Source organism: Streptomyces sp. NPDC053560 (assembly GCF_044544605.1).
GTDB lineage: Bacteria > Actinomycetota > Actinomycetes > Streptomycetales > Streptomycetaceae > Streptomyces.
In genome coordinates this window covers 291167-306625 of record NZ_JBITXI010000005.1, presented here as the reverse complement: position 1 = coordinate 306625, position 15459 = coordinate 291167, and the positions used below count along the sequence as shown (strand labels likewise).

General features: G+C 71.7%; 11 protein-coding genes. 9 read left to right on the top strand and 2 right to left on the bottom strand.

Features of this window, described 5'->3' with window-relative positions:
* Nucleotides 1–77 precede the first annotated feature (77 nt).
* The 7 genes from ACIGQF_RS13990 to ACIGQF_RS13960 all read left to right on the top strand — a co-directional run bounded on the left by ACIGQF_RS13990 (nt 78) and on the right by ACIGQF_RS13960 (nt 9466).
* A complete protein-coding gene (locus tag ACIGQF_RS13990) occupies nt 78–1322 on the top strand; it encodes an amidohydrolase family protein (protein ID WP_399710144.1) in 1245 nt (414 codons plus the stop codon).
* 62 nt (nt 1323–1384) lie between these two features.
* Nucleotides 1385–2296, top strand: coding sequence for a TIGR03619 family F420-dependent LLM class oxidoreductase (locus tag ACIGQF_RS13985; protein WP_399710142.1), 912 nt, complete (start codon nt 1385–1387; stop codon nt 2294–2296).
* A 20-nt stretch (nt 2297–2316) separates the two neighbouring features.
* On the top strand, nt 2317–3102 hold the full coding sequence (locus tag ACIGQF_RS13980) for an SDR family NAD(P)-dependent oxidoreductase (RefSeq protein WP_399709493.1): 786 nt from the start codon (nt 2317–2319) through the stop codon (nt 3100–3102).
* Nucleotides 3103–3224: 122 nt separating this feature from the next.
* A complete protein-coding gene (locus tag ACIGQF_RS13975) occupies nt 3225–4349 on the top strand; it encodes an LLM class flavin-dependent oxidoreductase (RefSeq protein WP_399709489.1) in 1125 nt (374 codons plus the stop codon).
* A 32-nt stretch (nt 4350–4381) separates the two neighbouring features.
* The gene (locus ACIGQF_RS13970; protein WP_399709486.1) at nt 4382–6121 is read left to right on the top strand and encodes an amidohydrolase family protein; all 1740 of its coding nucleotides are present in this window, start codon (nt 4382–4384) and stop codon (nt 6119–6121) included.
* On the top strand, nt 6118–7575 hold the full coding sequence (locus tag ACIGQF_RS13965; RefSeq protein ID WP_399709483.1) for an aldehyde dehydrogenase family protein: 1458 nt from the start codon (nt 6118–6120) through the stop codon (nt 7573–7575). Before ACIGQF_RS13970 ends, ACIGQF_RS13965 begins: the two co-directional genes overlap by 4 nt.
* A gap of 322 nt (nt 7576–7897) precedes the next feature.
* Nucleotides 7898–9466: an APC family permease gene (locus ACIGQF_RS13960; RefSeq protein WP_399709479.1), complete on the top strand. Its 1569-nt coding sequence runs from the start codon at nt 7898–7900 to the stop codon at nt 9464–9466.
* 314 nt (nt 9467–9780) lie between these two features.
* Here the strand turns inward: ACIGQF_RS13960 and ACIGQF_RS13955 are convergent, their stop codons facing one another.
* On the bottom strand, nt 9781–11304 hold the full coding sequence (locus ACIGQF_RS13955; RefSeq protein ID WP_399709476.1) for a CehA/McbA family metallohydrolase: 1524 nt from the start codon (nt 11302–11304) through the stop codon (nt 9781–9783).
* Nucleotides 11305–11465: 161 nt separating this feature from the next.
* On the opposite strand from ACIGQF_RS13955, the gene ACIGQF_RS13950 reads away from it, so the two are divergent.
* The gene (locus tag ACIGQF_RS13950; protein WP_399710140.1) at nt 11466–12290 is read left to right on the top strand and encodes an LLM class F420-dependent oxidoreductase; all 825 of its coding nucleotides are present in this window, start codon (nt 11466–11468) and stop codon (nt 12288–12290) included.
* Between the two features lie 188 nt (nt 12291–12478).
* Nucleotides 12479–15133 carry a bifunctional FO biosynthesis protein CofGH gene (locus ACIGQF_RS13945; protein ID WP_399709473.1) on the top strand — a complete coding sequence of 885 codons (2655 nt, stop codon included), beginning with the start codon at nt 12479–12481 and terminating at the stop codon, nt 15131–15133.
* A 39-nt stretch (nt 15134–15172) separates the two neighbouring features.
* Here the strand turns inward: ACIGQF_RS13945 and ACIGQF_RS13940 are convergent, their stop codons facing one another.
* On the bottom strand, nt 15173–15430 hold the full coding sequence (locus ACIGQF_RS13940) for a hypothetical protein (protein WP_361558486.1): 258 nt from the start codon (nt 15428–15430) through the stop codon (nt 15173–15175).
* Nucleotides 15431–15459: the final 29 nt, after the last annotated feature.

Here is a 15459-nt window from a genome sequence, read left to right as displayed (position 1 = left end):
CGCTCCCCGGAGGGAAATCGTCCGCTTCCCGATAGCTGACGGTTCGTCAGATCGGCGCTACCGTGAGGCGCATGGCGATGCACACGGAGACCCCGGAAACCTTCCCGAGGATCATCTCGGTGGACGACCACACGGTGGAGCCCCCGCACGTCTGGCGGGACCGGCTGCCCTCGAAGTACCGCGACACCGGCCCGCGCATCGTGCGCGCGCCCCTGAAGGAAATGACCTTTGTGGGCGGAAAGTTCGCCCCGAAGATGGGCGCGCCGGGCGACGACGGGCCGCTCGCCGACTGGTGGGTGTACGAGGACCTGCACCGACCCCTCACCCGCCTGGACACCGCGGTCGGCTACTCCCGGGACGAGATCAGGCTGGAGGGGATCACCTACGAACAGATGCGCCCCGGTTCGTACAGCGTGCCGGAGCGGCTGGCGGACATGGACGTCAACCACGTCCAGTCGGCGCTGTGTTTCCCCACCTTCCCGCGCTTCTGCGGCCAGACGTTCACCGAGGCGTCCGACCGCGAGCTGGGCCTCCTCGGGGTGCGCGCCTACAACGACTGGATGGTGGAGGAGTGGTGCGGCCCCGAGGCGCAGGGCCGGCTCATACCGCTCGCCCTCATCCCCCTGTGGGACGCCGAACTCGCCGCCCAGGAGGTGCGGCGCAACGCGGCCCGCGGGGTGCGCGCCGTCTGCTTCAGCGAGATCCCGCCGCACCTGGGCCTGCCCAGCATCCACACCGACTACTGGGATCCCTTCCTGCGGGCCTGCGACGAGACCGGCACGGTCGTCGCCATGCACATCGGCTCGTCGTCGCGGATGCCCTCCACCTCGGCCGACGCACCGCCCGCCGTCGGCTCCACGATCACCTTCGCCAACTGCTGCTTCTCGATGACCGACTGGCTCATGAGCGGCAAGTTCGAGCGCTTCCCGAACCTGCGGATCATGTACGCGGAGGGGCAGATCGGCTGGATCCCCTACATCCTGGAGCGCGCCGACGTGGTCTGGGAGGAGAACCGCGCCTGGGGCGGGGTGGCCGACAAGGTCCTCCGGCCGCCCTCCGAGCTCTTCGCCGAGCACGTCTACGGCTGCTTCTTCGACGACGCCTTCGGCCTGAAGAACCTCGACGCGATCGGCGTCGGCAACGTCCTGTACGAGACGGACTACCCGCACTCCGACTCCACCTGGCCCAAGTCCAAGGAGGTCGGCGAGGCCCAGATGGGGCACCTGGCCCCGGACGTCGTCGAGCGCATCGTCCGCGGCAACGCCATCGAGCTGCTGGGCCTGACGCCGGACGGCCGCTGGCCGGGGCCGGGGGCCCGGTGACCGCCCCGGCGGCAGCACCCGGGCAGGTCTGGCGGCCGCCCGAGGGCCGCCTGGTGTACGGCATGCAGCTGCCCGTGCAGTCGCAGAGCACGCTCTACACCGAGGCGTGGGAGGCGGCCGCGGGCCCCGCCGACCTGGTGGAGATCGCCAGGACCGCCGACCGGCACGGCTTCGCCTACATCGCCTGCTGCGAGCACGTGGCGATCCCGCGCCGGCTGGCCGGGGCGATGAGCACCGTGTGGTACGACCCGGTGGCCACCCTGGCGCACCTTGCCGCCGTGACCGAGCACGTACGGCTGCTGAGCCATGTGGCGGTGGTCGGGCTGCGGCACCCGCTGCTCACGGCGAAGCAGTACGCCACGCTCGACCGGCTCTCGGGCGGACGGCTGATCCTCGGGGTCGGCGCCGGGCACGTACGGGAGGAGTTCGAGGCGCTGGGGGTGGACTTCGAGGGCCGGGGAGCCGTGCTGGACGAGACGGTCGATGCCTTGAAAACGGCCCTGGGGCCCGAGGAGTTCCCGGAGTTCGCGGGGGAGCGGTTCCCGTTCGAGGGGCTGGGGCAGTCGCCGCGGCCGGTCCAGACGCCGCGTCCCCCGCTGTGGGTCGGCGGCTCCTCCCCGGCCGCGGTCCGCCGGGCCGCCGAGCGCGGCGACGGCTGGCTGCCGCAGGGCGACCGCAGGGACCGGCTGCCGGGACAGATCGCGAAGCTGGCCGCGCTCCGCGAGCGGGCCGGCGTGACCGACCCGGTGGTGATCGGCGCCATCGCCGAGCCCGTGTACGTGGGCGAGCCCGCCTGGGACACCGGCAAATGGACGCTGACCGGGCCGCCGGAACGTATCGCCGCCTCGCTGCGGGAGTACGGCGCGCTCGGCGTGCACCAGATCCAGCTCCGCTTCCGCAGCCGGAGCCGTGACGAGCTGACCGACCAGATGGCGGCCTTCGGGGCGGACGTGGCCCCGCTGCTCGCCGGCTGACCCCACCGAGGAGTGCAGGCATGGGCAAGCTCGACGGGCGGGTCGTCGTGATCACCGGCGCCGCGCGCGGACAGGGGGAGCAGGAGGCGCGGCTGTTCGCGGCCGAGGGCGCCCGGGTCGTCCTCGCGGACGTGCTGGACGAACAGGGCGGCGCGCTCGCGAAGGAGCTGGGCGAGGACACCGCGCGCTACGTGCATCTGGACGTGTCCCGCGAGGACGACTGGACGGCCGCCGTCGCCGCCGCCAAGGACGCCTTCGGCGCGATCGACGGGCTGGTCAACAACGCCGGGATCCTCCGCTTCAACGAGCTGACCAGGACACCGCTGGCGGAGTTCCAGGAGATCGTCCAGGTCAACCAGACCGGCTGCTTCCTGGGCATCCGTACCGTAGCGCCGGAGATCGGGGCGGCCGGCGGCGGCACGATCGTCAACACCTCGTCCTACACCGGACTCACCGGTATGGCGCTGGTCGGCGCCTACGCGGCGAGCAAGCACGCCGTCCTCGGGCTGACCCGGGTCGCCGCGCTGGAGCTGGCGCCCCGCGGGATCCGGGTGAACGCGGTGTGCCCGGGGGCCGTGGACACCCCGATGACCAATCCGGCCGCGTTCGACCCGGCGGCGGACCCGGCCGCCGCCCAGCAGGCGATGGACGAGCTGTACCGGAAGCTCGTGCCACTGGGGCGGGCCGGGCGGCCCGAGGAGGTGGCCAGGCTGGCGCTGTTCCTGTCCTGTGCCGACTCCTCGTACATCACCGGGCAGCCGTTCGTCGTCGACGGCGGCTGGCTGGCGGGTGTGGGGCTCTTCTGAGGCACTGCCTCTTCCAAGGGCCGGGCTGACGGTTCGTCAGGTATTGACCGGGCCGGTCGCCGGTGGAACAGTCGACGCAATAAATCTGACGGAGCGTCAGAAAAACGAGGAGGGTGGACCCCTTGGAATTCGGGCTCTTTGTACAGGGATACGTTCCGGCGGCGCGTGCGGCGGCCGACCCGGAGGCGGAGCACAAGGCACTGATCGAGGAGACCGAGTACGTCATCCAGGCGGACCGGTCCGGCTTCAAGTACGCCTGGGCCTCCGAGCACCACTTCCTGGAGGAGTACTCCCACCTCTCCGCCAACGACGTCTTCCTCGGCTACCTCGCACACGCCACCGAACGCATCCACCTCGGCTCCGGCATCTTCAACCCGCTCGCCCCCGTCAACCACCCCGTCAAGGTCGCCGAGAAGGTCGCCATGCTCGACCACCTCTCCGGCGGCCGCTTCGAGTTCGGCTCCGGACGCGGCGCGGGCAGCCACGAGATCCTGGGCTTCATGCCGGGCGTCACCGACATGAACCACACCAAGGAACTCTGGGAGGAGACCATCGCGGAGTTCCCCAAGATGTGGCTCCAGGACGAGTACGTCGGCTTCAAGGGCAAGCACTGGGAACTGCCGCCCCGCAAGGTCCTCCCCAAGCCGTACGGCAAGGGACACCCGCCCATGTGGTACGCCGCCGGGTCCCCCTCCTCGTACGCCATGGCCGCCAAGAAGGGCCTCGGCGTCCTCGGCTTCAGCGTCCAGAAGGTCTCCGACATGGAATGGGTCCTGGAGTCCTACAAGTCCGCGATCCAGGAGGCCGAACCCGTAGGCGCCTTCATCAACGACAACGTCATGGTCACCTCCACCGCGATCTGCGCCGAGACCCACCAGAAAGCCGTCGAGATCGCCGTCAACGGCGGCCTGAACTACCTCCAGTCGCTGCTCTTCCGCTACCACGACACCTTCCCGCGGCCCGACGGCATCCCCGAGTGGCCCGAACTCCTCCCCGACTACACCGAGGAGATCATCGAGCTGCTGATCGCCGAGGAACTGATGATCTGCGGCGACCCGGACGAGGTGCTGCGCCAGTGCAAGCGCTGGGAACAGGCCGGCGCCGACCAGCTCTCCTTCGGCCTGCCCGTCGGCGTCTCCCGCGAGGACACCCTCACCACCATCAAGCTGCTCGGCGAACACGTCATCCCGAAGATCGACACCGACCCCGTGCACCGCACCACCCGCTTCCGCCGGGCGGCCGGCTGACCCGCCCCCTGCCCGAGAGGAGGACCGGCACCATGCTCGACCACCTGATCAAGGGCGCCACCGTCGTCGACGGCACCGGCGCCCCCGCGCACCCGGCCGACCTCGGCATCCGCGACGGCAGGATCGCCGTACTCGCCGAACCCGGCACGGTCGCCGAACCCGCCCGCACCAGTGAGGACGCCACAGGACTCGTCCTCGCCCCCGGCTTCGTCGACCCCCACACCCACTACGACGCGCAGCTCTTCTGGGACCCCTACGCCACCCCCTCCATGCACCACGGCGTCACCACGGTCGTCGGCGGCAACTGCGGCTTCACCCTCGCCCCGCTGCACCCCGGCCGCCCCGAGGACGCCGACTACACCCGGCGCATGATGAGCAAGGTCGAAGGCATGTCCCTCGTCGCCCTCGAACAGGGCGCCCCCTGGAACTGGCACACCTTCGGCGACTACCTCGACGCCCTCGAAGGCCGCACCGCCGTCAACGCCGGCTTCATGGTCGGCCACTGCGCACTGCGCCGCCACGTCATGGGCGCCGACGCCGTCGGCGGACAGCCCACACCCGGGCAGCTGGAGGAGATGCTCCGCCTCTTCCACGAGGCCATGGACGCGGGCGCCTGGGGCCTGTCCACCACCCAGTCCTCCTCGCACTCCGACGGCGACGGCGAACCCGTCGCCTCCCGGCACGCCGGCCCCGACGAACTCCTCGCCCTCTCCCGCGCCGTCGCCGACCACGAAGGCACCCAGATCGAAGCCATCGTCGCCGGCTGCCTGGACCAGTTCAGCGACGCCGAGATCGACCTCTTCGTCGCCATGTCGGCAGCCGCCGGACGGCCCCTGAACTGGAACGTCCTCACCATCGACGCAGCGGTACCGGAACGGGTCCCGCGCCAGCTCCTCGCCAGTGAACGGGCCCGGAAGGAAGGCGGCCGCATCGTCGCCCTCACCATGCCCATCCTCACGCCCATGAACATGTCCCTCGGCACCTTCTGCGCCCTCAACCTCATCCCCGGCTGGGGCGAGATCCTCGGCCTGCCCGTACCCGAACGCATCGCGAAACTGCGCGACCCCGCCGTACGCGAGGACATGCTGCGCCGCGCGCGGAGCAAGGAAGCCGGCGTCTTCCGGCGGCTCGCCCACTTCGACCGGTACGTCATCGGCGACACCTACTCACCAGCCAACGAAGGCCTCACCGGCCGCGTCGTCCGCGACATCGCCGCCGAACGCGGCCTCGACCCCTTCCACTGCCTCGTCGAGATCTGCGCCGCCGACGACCTCCGCACCGTCCTGTGGCCCATGCCCACCGACAACGACCCGGACAGCTGGGAACTGCGCCGGCAGACCTGGGAACACGAGGACGTCCTGCTCGGCGGCTCCGACGCGGGCGCCCACCTGGACCGGATGTGCGGCGCCCCCTACACCACCCGTTTCCTCGGTGACTGCCTGCGCGGACGCCGGCTCGTCGGCCTCGAACGCGCCGTGCAGATGCTCACCGACGCCCCCGCACGCCTCTTCGGACTGCGCGACCGCGGCCGGATCGCCGAGGGGTACCACGCGGACCTCGTCCTCTTCGACCCCGCACGCATCGACGCGGGGCCCGCCACCCTCGTCCACGACCTGCCCGGCGACAGCCCCCGGCTCGACTCCCGCGCGCTGGGCGTGGTGAGCGTACGCGTCAACGGCGTGCAGACCCTGCGCGACGACGAGCCGACCGGCGCCGTACCGGGCACCGTGCTGCGCTCCGGACGGGACACGGAGACGGTGAGCACCCGGTGACGGACGGCGAGCGGCTGTACATCGGGGGCCGCTGGGTGGCACCGGACCACGGCCACTACGAAGTGACCGACCCGGCGACCGAAGAGACCGTCGGCCACGCCCCCGAAGCGAGCCGGGAGCAGGTGTACGCGGCGGCCGCCGCCGCCCGCGAGGCGTTCGACGGCTGGTCGCGCACCGCCCCCGAGGAACGCGCCAGGATTTTGGCCCGCACCGCGGAGATCATCCGGGACCGGGCAGGACCGTACGCCGAACTGGCCCGCGCGGAATCCGGCGCGACCACCGCCACCGCGCGGGGCATGCAGGTCGCGGTGGGCGCCGCCCGGTTCGAGCGGTACGCCCGCGGCGCCCTGGAACCGGTCGAGGAACCACTTCCCCCGCAGGTCAACCCGGCCGGACCGATGGGGAGGGCGGCGGTCCTCGGCGCCCTCGCCGTCCGCCGCCCGGTCGGCGTCGTCACCTGCATCACCTCCTACAACAACCCCTGGGCCAACCCGGCGGGCAAGATCGCACCGGCCCTCGCCATGGGCAACACCGTCCTCGTCAAACCCGCGCCCCAGGACCCGCTGTCGGTCTTGCGGATGGCCGAGGCGCTGGCGGAGGCCGGGGCGCCACCGGGTGTGGTGAACGTGGTGACCGGCTCGCGCCCTGAAGCCGGGGAGGCGGCGGTGGCGGCGCCGGACGTCGACATGGTCAGCTTCACCGGCAGTACGCAGGTCGGCCGGGCCATCGCCGAGGTGTGCGGCCGCGGCATGAAACGCCAGCTCATGGAGCTGGGCGGCAAGGGCGCCGCACTCGTCTTCGACGACGCCGACCTGTCGGCGGCCGTGGCCGGCATCGGCACCACCTTCTCCTTCTACAGCGGCCAGATCTGCACCGCGCCCACCCGGGTGCTCGCCCAGCGGGGCGTGTACGAGCGGCTCGTCGAGGGGCTCGCGCGGTACGCCGGGGCCCTGAAGGTGGGCGACCCGAGGGAGCGGGACACGGTCGTCGGCCCGGTCATCTCCGCCGCCCACCGCGACCGCGTCGAGTCGTACGTCGAACTCGGCCGCAAGGAGGGCGCCCGGCTCGTGGCAGGCGGCGAGCGCCCGGCGCTGGACCGCGGCTGGTACGTCGCCCCCACCCTCTTCGCGGACTGCGCTCCGGGGATGCGGATCGTCCGGGAGGAGATCTTCGGCCCGGTCGTCGCGGTGCTGCCCTTCGACGACGAGGAGGAGGCCGTCGCGCTCGCCGGCGACAGCGACTACGGGCTGATCGACTACGTCTGGTCCGGCGACGTCGCGCGGGCCTTCCGGGTGGCTAGCCGGCTGCGGGCCGGCGGGGTCGGCATCAACACCGTCGGCCGCAACATGGAGGCCCCGTTCGGCGGCTTCAAGCAGAGCGGCGTGGGCCGCGACGTCGGCTCCTACGCGCTGCGTGCGTACAGCGAGCTGCAGTCGCTCGTCTGGCCGGGGTGACTCGTCTGGCCGGGGTGACTCGTCCGGCCGGGGGAGGGGAGGGGGAACGGACAAGCGCCGCGAGGCCGCTCGCGGCGCCTGGAGACGGTCCGGAGTCCGAATAACGGACACCGACGGGAAAATTTTGAACCCCCGCAAAACGGGCATGGCTGCGGTTCCCGTAATCCGGTTCTCAACTAATGGACCTTGCTGTTGCTTGGTGAAATCCGTTAATGGCCTTCTGTGTAGCTGCCGTTTCGCCCAACTCACCTTCACAAGGAAGGTGTAGACGCCGGAGTCCGATCATCCGGATACGAATACAGCAGCGCTTAACGTCCTGTTCATGGTTCAGGTAGACCCTCGGCCACCGGCCGGAGACACGGTAACGAGCGTCAATGGCGACGCATCGGGCGAAACCCGCAGCAAAGGCCTCAGCGGCAACTCCGTCGGCCTGCTGGGCAGCGCCGTCATCGGCGTGTCCACCGTCGGGCCCGTCTACTGCCTGACCTCCACCCTCGGCCCCACCGTCGGCGAGGTCGGCCTCCAGATGCCCGCGGTCTTCCTCGCGGGCTTCCTGCCGATGCTGCTGGTCGCATTCGCGTACCGCGAGCTGAACAAGGCCGTCCCCGACTGCGGCACCTCCTTCACCTGGACGGTGAAGGCCTTCGGGCCCCGCGTCGGCTGGATGTGCGGCTGGGGCCTCGTGATCGCGACGATCATCGTGCTGTCGAACCTCGCCGGCGTCGCCACCTCGTTCTTCTACCTCCTCCTCGGCCAGCTCACCGGCAGCGACTCCATCGCCTCCCTGGACGGCAACAAACCCGTCCACGTACTGACCTGCCTCGCCTTCGTCGCCATCGCCACCGCGATCAGCTACCGCGGTGTGACCACCACCAAAGGCATCCAGTACGCACTGGTCGGACTGCAGCTCGCCGTCCTGGTCGTCTTCGTCGCGATGGCCATCGGCAAGGCGAGGGCCGGTGACTTCACCGGCTCCATCGACTTCCACTGGTCCTGGCTGAACCCCTTCGAGGTCAAGTCGTTCGCGTCCTTCACCGCCGGACTCTCCCTCTCGATCTTCATGTTCTGGGGCTGGGACACCTGCCTCACCGTGAACGAGGAGACCTCCGGCAGCGAGAAGACCCCCGGCCGCGCCGCCATGCTCGCCATGGTCGTCCTCATCGGCTCCTACCTGACCACCGCGGTGGCCGCGCAGATGTTCTCCGGCGTCGGCACCAAGGGCCTGGGCCTGGGCAACCCCGACACCTCGGACAACGTCTTCGCGACCCTCGCCGGACCGGTCATGGGCTCCGCCCTCGGCGTGCTGCTCTTCGTCGCCGTACTCGCCTCGGCCGCCGCCTCGCTGCAGACCACCTTCATTCCGGTCGCCCGTACAGTCCTGGCGATGTCCACGTACGAGGCGCTGCCGGCCTCCTTCGCCCGCATCCACCCGCGGTTCCGGTCCCCGGGCCGGGCCACCATCGCGGCGGGCGTCGCCACCGGCGTCTTCTACGCCGTGATGACCTTCCTCAGCGAGAACGTCCTCGTCGACACGATCTACGCGCTCGGCCTCATGATCTGCTTCTACTACGCGATCACGGCCTTCGCCTGCGCCTGGTACTTCCGCTCCGACCTGCGGAACTCCGTCCGCGACCTGATCTTCAAGGGCGTCTTCCCGGCCCTCGGCGGACTGCTGCTGACCGGCGTCTTCGTGAAGACGCTCGTCGACATCTGGGACCCGGCCTACGGCACCGGCAGCTCCGTCCTCGGCGTCGGCTCGGTCTTCGTCATCGGCGTCGGCCTCCTCGTACTCGGCCTGGTCCTCATGCTCGTCATGCAGCGCCGCAGCCCGGCCTTCTTCCGCGGCGAGGTCCTGACCCGGAACACTCCGGCGCTGGTGGTGGAGGACTGAGGGGGCCTGAGGGGGGCTGCGGGGGCTGAGGAGGGGCGTGCGGGGGCCTGCGGGGGCTGAGGCGGGGCGTGCGGGCTTGGCATGTTGGGCCCTGAGGGTCCACGTAGCTGTAGGTTTCCCTTCCCCCCCGGGGGGGGCTCCCCCCCCGCCCCCACCCCACCCCCTCCTCCCCGCCCCGCCGCTCAAGGGCAGCCCTCTCAAGGACGGCCCGCTCAAGGACGGCTGCCCTCTCAAGGGCAGCTCTCCGCGCCCCCGCCCCCCGCCCCGCCCCCGCCCCTCAAGCCCGGCGGCCCCCTAGCCCAACCCGGCCCCCCTCACCCCCGTCCCACGAACACAGGGTTGGTCAGGGCTGCCATCGGGCCCGGGAGGCCCGTTGTCGTCGCCGGGTGGCGGACCTCGGCGCGTATGTAGGCGGCGTTGTCGGCCGTGGTAGGCCAGGTGACCGTGCCGGAGCCGGAGTCCGGCAGCGGTTCGGAGTACCGCAGGCCCTGGTCGGTGACGTACGAGACCGTGCAGCCGGGGGCGCCGCTCACCTCCAGCCGGGCGGTCACCGCGGACGTACCGGCCACCCGCAGCCGCTCGCCGATGTTGGCGTGCTCTCCGCGCTCCCCGGTGACGGTGAAGGAGAGGCCGATCTTCGCGGACTCGGCGATCCAGACGCGGCCCGCCCGTATGCCCTCCTGGATGGCCTGCCGGGAGAGGTCGTCGGCGAGGACGACGGTCTGCGGGAGGCCCACTACGTCCGGGTCGCGGTGGGCATCGCTGTGGCCGACCGCGGGGAGCCACGCGCCGCGCCCCTGGGCGTGGGCGACCAGCGTGTTGTCCCACTCCGCGAGCGTGATCTCGTCGTCCGCGGTGTACGGGCCGTTCCACACCTCCACTGCGTCGGCCTCGTTCAGTCCGAACTTCCAGTTGCAGCCGATGCAGGTGGCGTGCGGGTGCGCGGGGATGACCAGGCCGCCCGCCCGGCGGACGACGCGTGCGAACTTCCCGAAGGCGTTGTCCCGGGCGCGGTACCGCCAGTCCACGAAGACGCCGGGGTCGGTGCCCATGGCGACCACGTGGCCGTTGCGCGTGGTGATCTCCTCGCCGGTGAGGATGAGGAGGTCGTCGCCCCACAGCCCCTCCCACGCGCTGTGGGCGGAGGTGGTGTTGTGCTCGGTGGTGGTGAGGAAGTCCAGGCCGGCCGCTCTGGCGAGGGCGGCGATCTCCGCCGGGGTGCGTCTGCCGTCGGAGTGGATGCTGTGGAGGTGGTTGTCGCCGCGGTACCACGCCCGGCCGCGGCCCTTGGCGCGCTCGGGCGGGTACACCGGTTTCGGCGTCTCGCCTGCCGCGCCGTACCGCAGCGTCACGGTGATCTCGTAGTCCATGCCCTGGGGCGCGACGGTGTAGGGGCCGAGGACGATGTGCCAGGTGCCGGGGCGGACCGGGCCGGGGAGGTAGCCGGGCGTCGCGGCGTCGGCGCGGAGGAAGAACTCCGTGCGCGCCCCGCCGGACCAGCCGCGGAAGCCCGCGCCGCCCAGTTCCGTGCCGCGCTGGTCGAAGATGCCGATGTCGCAGGCGTTGCCGTTGGTACCCGCGGGGACGGTCGGCTTGTCGTACCGGTACGAGACGGCGATCTCGCGGACGCCGCGCGGGACTTCCACCGGGACGTACACGAAATCGGGTGCGCCGGTCGGGAGGTGGCCGGAGACGGTCCGGGTCTCCTCGGCCGGTCCGTCGTCCCCGGCGGATCCGTCCGTGCGCGCCTCGGCGCCTGCGAAGTTCACGGGGCCGAGCGTAAGTGCTCCGGTGGCGCCCGCGACGGCACCGAGTCTCAGGATGTCGCGCCGGTCCATCGCAGCTCCTCCGTCGGTTCTTCCGGGTCTCTCCCGCGTCGTGTGAAAACTGTTGTACGCGGGTGTGACACAGACGGAAAGGCCTGTGGATAACCCGGCGAAGGTGCGGCAACATGCGCTCACACCTTCCTGAGCAGGACGGCCGACGCGGAGGCGACACCATGCGGATCGCGACGACGATCTTCCTGACCGACGAGACCATCCGGCCGGTGCGGCTGGCCGGCGAGCTGGAGCAGCGCGGGTTCGCCGGGCTGTATCTGCCCGAGCACACCCACATCCCGGCCTCCCGGGACACGCCGGCGCCGATGGGCGAGCCGCTGCCGCGCGAGTACGGCCGTACCCTCGACCCGTTCGTCGCGCTGGGCCAGGCGGCGGCCGTCACCGAGCGGCTGGCGCTGGGCACGGGCATCACGCTGGTCGCCCAGCACGACCCGATCGACCTGGCGAAGCAGGTGGCGACGCTGGATTTCCTCTCCGGCGGGCGGTTCACGCTGGGCGTCGGCTTCGGCTGGAACGTGGAGGAGGCCGCGGATCACGGCGTGGAGTGGGCGTCGCGGCGGGCGCTCACCCAGGACCGGATCGCGCTGATGCGGGCGCTGTGGGCGGACGAACCGACGGCGTACGACGGGACTTTCGGGTCGGTGCGGGCGAGCCACGCGTATCCCAAGCCGGTGAAGGGCGCGCCGCGCATCCTGGTCGGCGGCGCGGCGGGGCCGAAGCTGTTCGCGCAGATCGCGGAGTACGCGGACGGCTGGCTGCCGATCGGCGGCGGAGGCCTTACCGAGGCGGTGCCGGAGCTGCGCCGGGTGTGGACGGAGGCCGGCCGGGAGGGGGAGCCGGTGGTCGTCCCGTACGCGGTGCGGCCCTCGGCGGGGAAGCTGGCGCACTTTCAGGAGCTGGGCGTGGACGAGGTGGTGGTGCAGCTGCCGCCGGCGGGCGAGGGTGAGGTGCTGCGGACGCTCGACGCGTACGCGGAGCACCTGTGAGACGGGTGCGGTGAGCCGCCGGGGGAGGCGCGCGCGGTGCGGTGCCGGTGAGATGCGTGCGGCGCGGGGTGGCCCGGCGCCTGCCCGGACGGAACCCGGAGGGAACCTCCGGCTGGGGTGATCATTAGCACACAAAACGGCCTCGATGGCCTGCCGGTCGCCCTGCCACCCGCTCGTATCCTCGGAGAATGACTTCCAGCCCGCAGGGACCCGAGCAGCCACCGCAGGGGGCCGAGCAGCCTCCGCAGGGAAACCGGCGCCCCGCGCCGACCGCGAACGCCATGCGCCGGGCGCTGAAGCGCGCACGGGACGGCGTCGCGCTGGACGTGGCCGAGGCGGCCGTGCTCCTCCAGGCGCGCGGCGACGACCTGGACGATCTGTGTGCCTCCGCCTCCCGGGTGCGGGACGCGGGGCTGGACGCCGCGGGCCGCCCCGGCGTCATCACGTACTCCAAGAGCGTCTTCATCCCGCTCACCCGTCTGTGCCGCGACAAGTGCCACTACTGCACCTTCGCCACCGTGCCCGGCAAGCTGCGACGCGAGGGGCACGGGATGTTCATGTCCCCGGACGAGGTCCTGGACATCGCCCGCCGCGGTGCCGAAATGGGCTGCAAGGAAGCCCTGATCACCCTCGGGGACAAGCCGGAGGACCGCTGGCCCGAGGCGCGCGAGTGGCTGGAGGCCGAGGGGTACGACGACACGCTCGCCTACGTGCGGGCGATGGCGATCCGCATCCTGGAGGAGACCGGGCTGCTGCCCCATCTGAACCCGGGCGTCATGTCCTGGACGGACTTCCAGCGGCTCAAGCCGGTCGCGCCCTCGATGGGCATGATGCTGGAGACCACCTCGGAGCGGCTGTGGAGCGAGCCCGGCAACCCGCACTACGGCTCGCCCGACAAGGAGCCCGCGGTGCGGCTGCGCGTCCTGGAGGACGCCGGGCGCAGCTCCGTGCCCTTCACCAGCGGCCTGCTGATCGGCATCGGGGAGACGTACGAGGAGCGCGCGGACTCGCTGTTCGCGCTGCGCCGGGTCTCCCGGGCGTACCACGGCGTCCAGGAGCTGATCATCCAGAACTTCCGCGCCAAGCCGGACACCGCGATGCGCGGCATGCCGGACGCCGAGCTGGACGAGCTGGTCGCCACCGTGGCGGTCGCGCGGCACATCATGGGCCCGTCGGGGTGCCTTCAGGCGCCGCCGAACCTCGTGGACGCGGAGTACGGGCGGCTCATCGGGGCCGGCATCGACGACTGGGGCGGCGTCTCGCCGCTCACCCCGGACCACGTCAACCCCGAGCGCCCCTGGCCCCGGATCGAGGAGCTGGCCGCGCGCTCCGCGGAGAGCGGCTTCGAGCTGAAGGAACGTCTCGCCGTCTACCCGGAGTTCGTGCTGCGCGGCGAGCCCTGGCTGGACCCGCGGCTGGTGCCGCACGTACGGGCGCTCGCCGACCCGGAGACGGGCCTCGCGCGCGAGGACGCGGTGGTCGAGGGGCGCCCCTGGCAGGAGCCGGACGAGGAGTTCTCGCTGCACGGCTCGGGCCGTACGGACCTGCACCGCACCATCGACACCGAGGGCCGCACCGGTGACCGCCGGAACGACTTCGACGAGGTGTACGGCGACTGGGAGGCGCTGCGGGAGGCGGCGGCCCCCGGGATGGTGCCGCAGCGCATCGACACCGACGTACGGGCCGCACTGAAGCAGGCGGCGGACGACCCCACGAAGCTGAGCGACGACGAGGCGCTGGCCCTGCTGCACGCCGACGGGCCGGCCCTGGACGCGCTCTGCGGCATCGCGGACGACCTGCGCAGGGCCACCGTGGGCGACGACGTCACGTACATCGTCACGCGCAACATCAACTTCACCAACGTCTGCTACACCGGCTGCCGGTTCTGTGCCTTCGCGCAGCGCCGTACGGACGCCGACGCGTACACGCTCTCCCTGGGCCAGGTCGCCGACCGCGCCCAGCAGGCGTGGGAGGTGGGCGCGACCGAGGTGTGCATGCAGGGCGGCATCCACCCCGACCTGCCCGGCACCGCGTACTTCGACATCGCGCGGGCGGTGAAGGAACGCGTCCCGGGGATGCACGTCCACGCGTACTCGCCCATGGAGGTCGTCAACGGCGCGACGCGTACGGGGATGTCCATCCGGGAGTGGCTGACCGCTGCCAAGGAGGCGGGGCTCGACTCGATCCCCGGTACGGCCGCCGAGATCCTCGACGACGAGGTGCGCTGGGTGCTGACCAAGGGCAAGCTGCCCACGGCCACCTGGATCGAGGTCATCAAGACCGCCCACGAACTGGGCCTTCGCTCGTCCTCGACGATGATGTACGGGCACGTGGACCAGCCCCGGCACTGGCTCGGCCACCTCCGGCTGCTGGCCGACATCCAGCGCTCGGCACGGGAGAAGGGCGTCGAGGGCTTCACGGAGTTCGTGACGCTGCCGTTCATCCACACCAACGCGCCGGTCTACCTGGCGGGCATCGCCCGCCCGGGACCCACCGCGCGCGACAACCGTGCCGTGACCGCGATGGCACGGCTGCTGCTGCACCCGTACATCCCCAACATCCAGACCAGCTGGGTCAAGCTCGGCACCCAGGGCGCGGCCGAAATGCTGCGCTCGGGCGCCAACGACCTGGGCGGCACGCTGATGGAGGAGACGATCTCCCGGATGGCCGGGTCCAGTTACGGCTCCTACCGCTCGGTGCGGGACCTGGTCGCCATCGCCGAGGAGGCGGGGCGTCCGGCCCGTGCCCGGACGACCACGTACGGGCCCGTGCCCGAGGAGCGCCAGGAGGCGGCCAGGCGCTCCGACGGGCATCTGCCGGAGCTGCTGCCGGTGCTGGAGTAGCGGCGCCGGGCCGCCCGGCCACCGGGCGGCCCGCCCGCCTCAGCCCTCGCCGCCGTGCTCCGTTTCGTGCTGGAGGATGCACTGCTGCCAGCGGGCCAGGGCTTCGGCCCGGTCGCCGCCGGCGTCCTCGGCCGCGCTGATGAGCGCGTCGGCCGCCATCGCCGCGAGCCGTACGGCGATGTGACAGGTGTCGCGCTGGGGGAGCGGCCGCAGCAGCTCCACCGCCCCCTCGCTGTCTCCGGCCAGCGCGCACGCGACGACGGCCATGGTCGTGCGGTCCCACTCGTACTCGGACATGGACGGAGCATGCCCACAGCGGGGGCGGA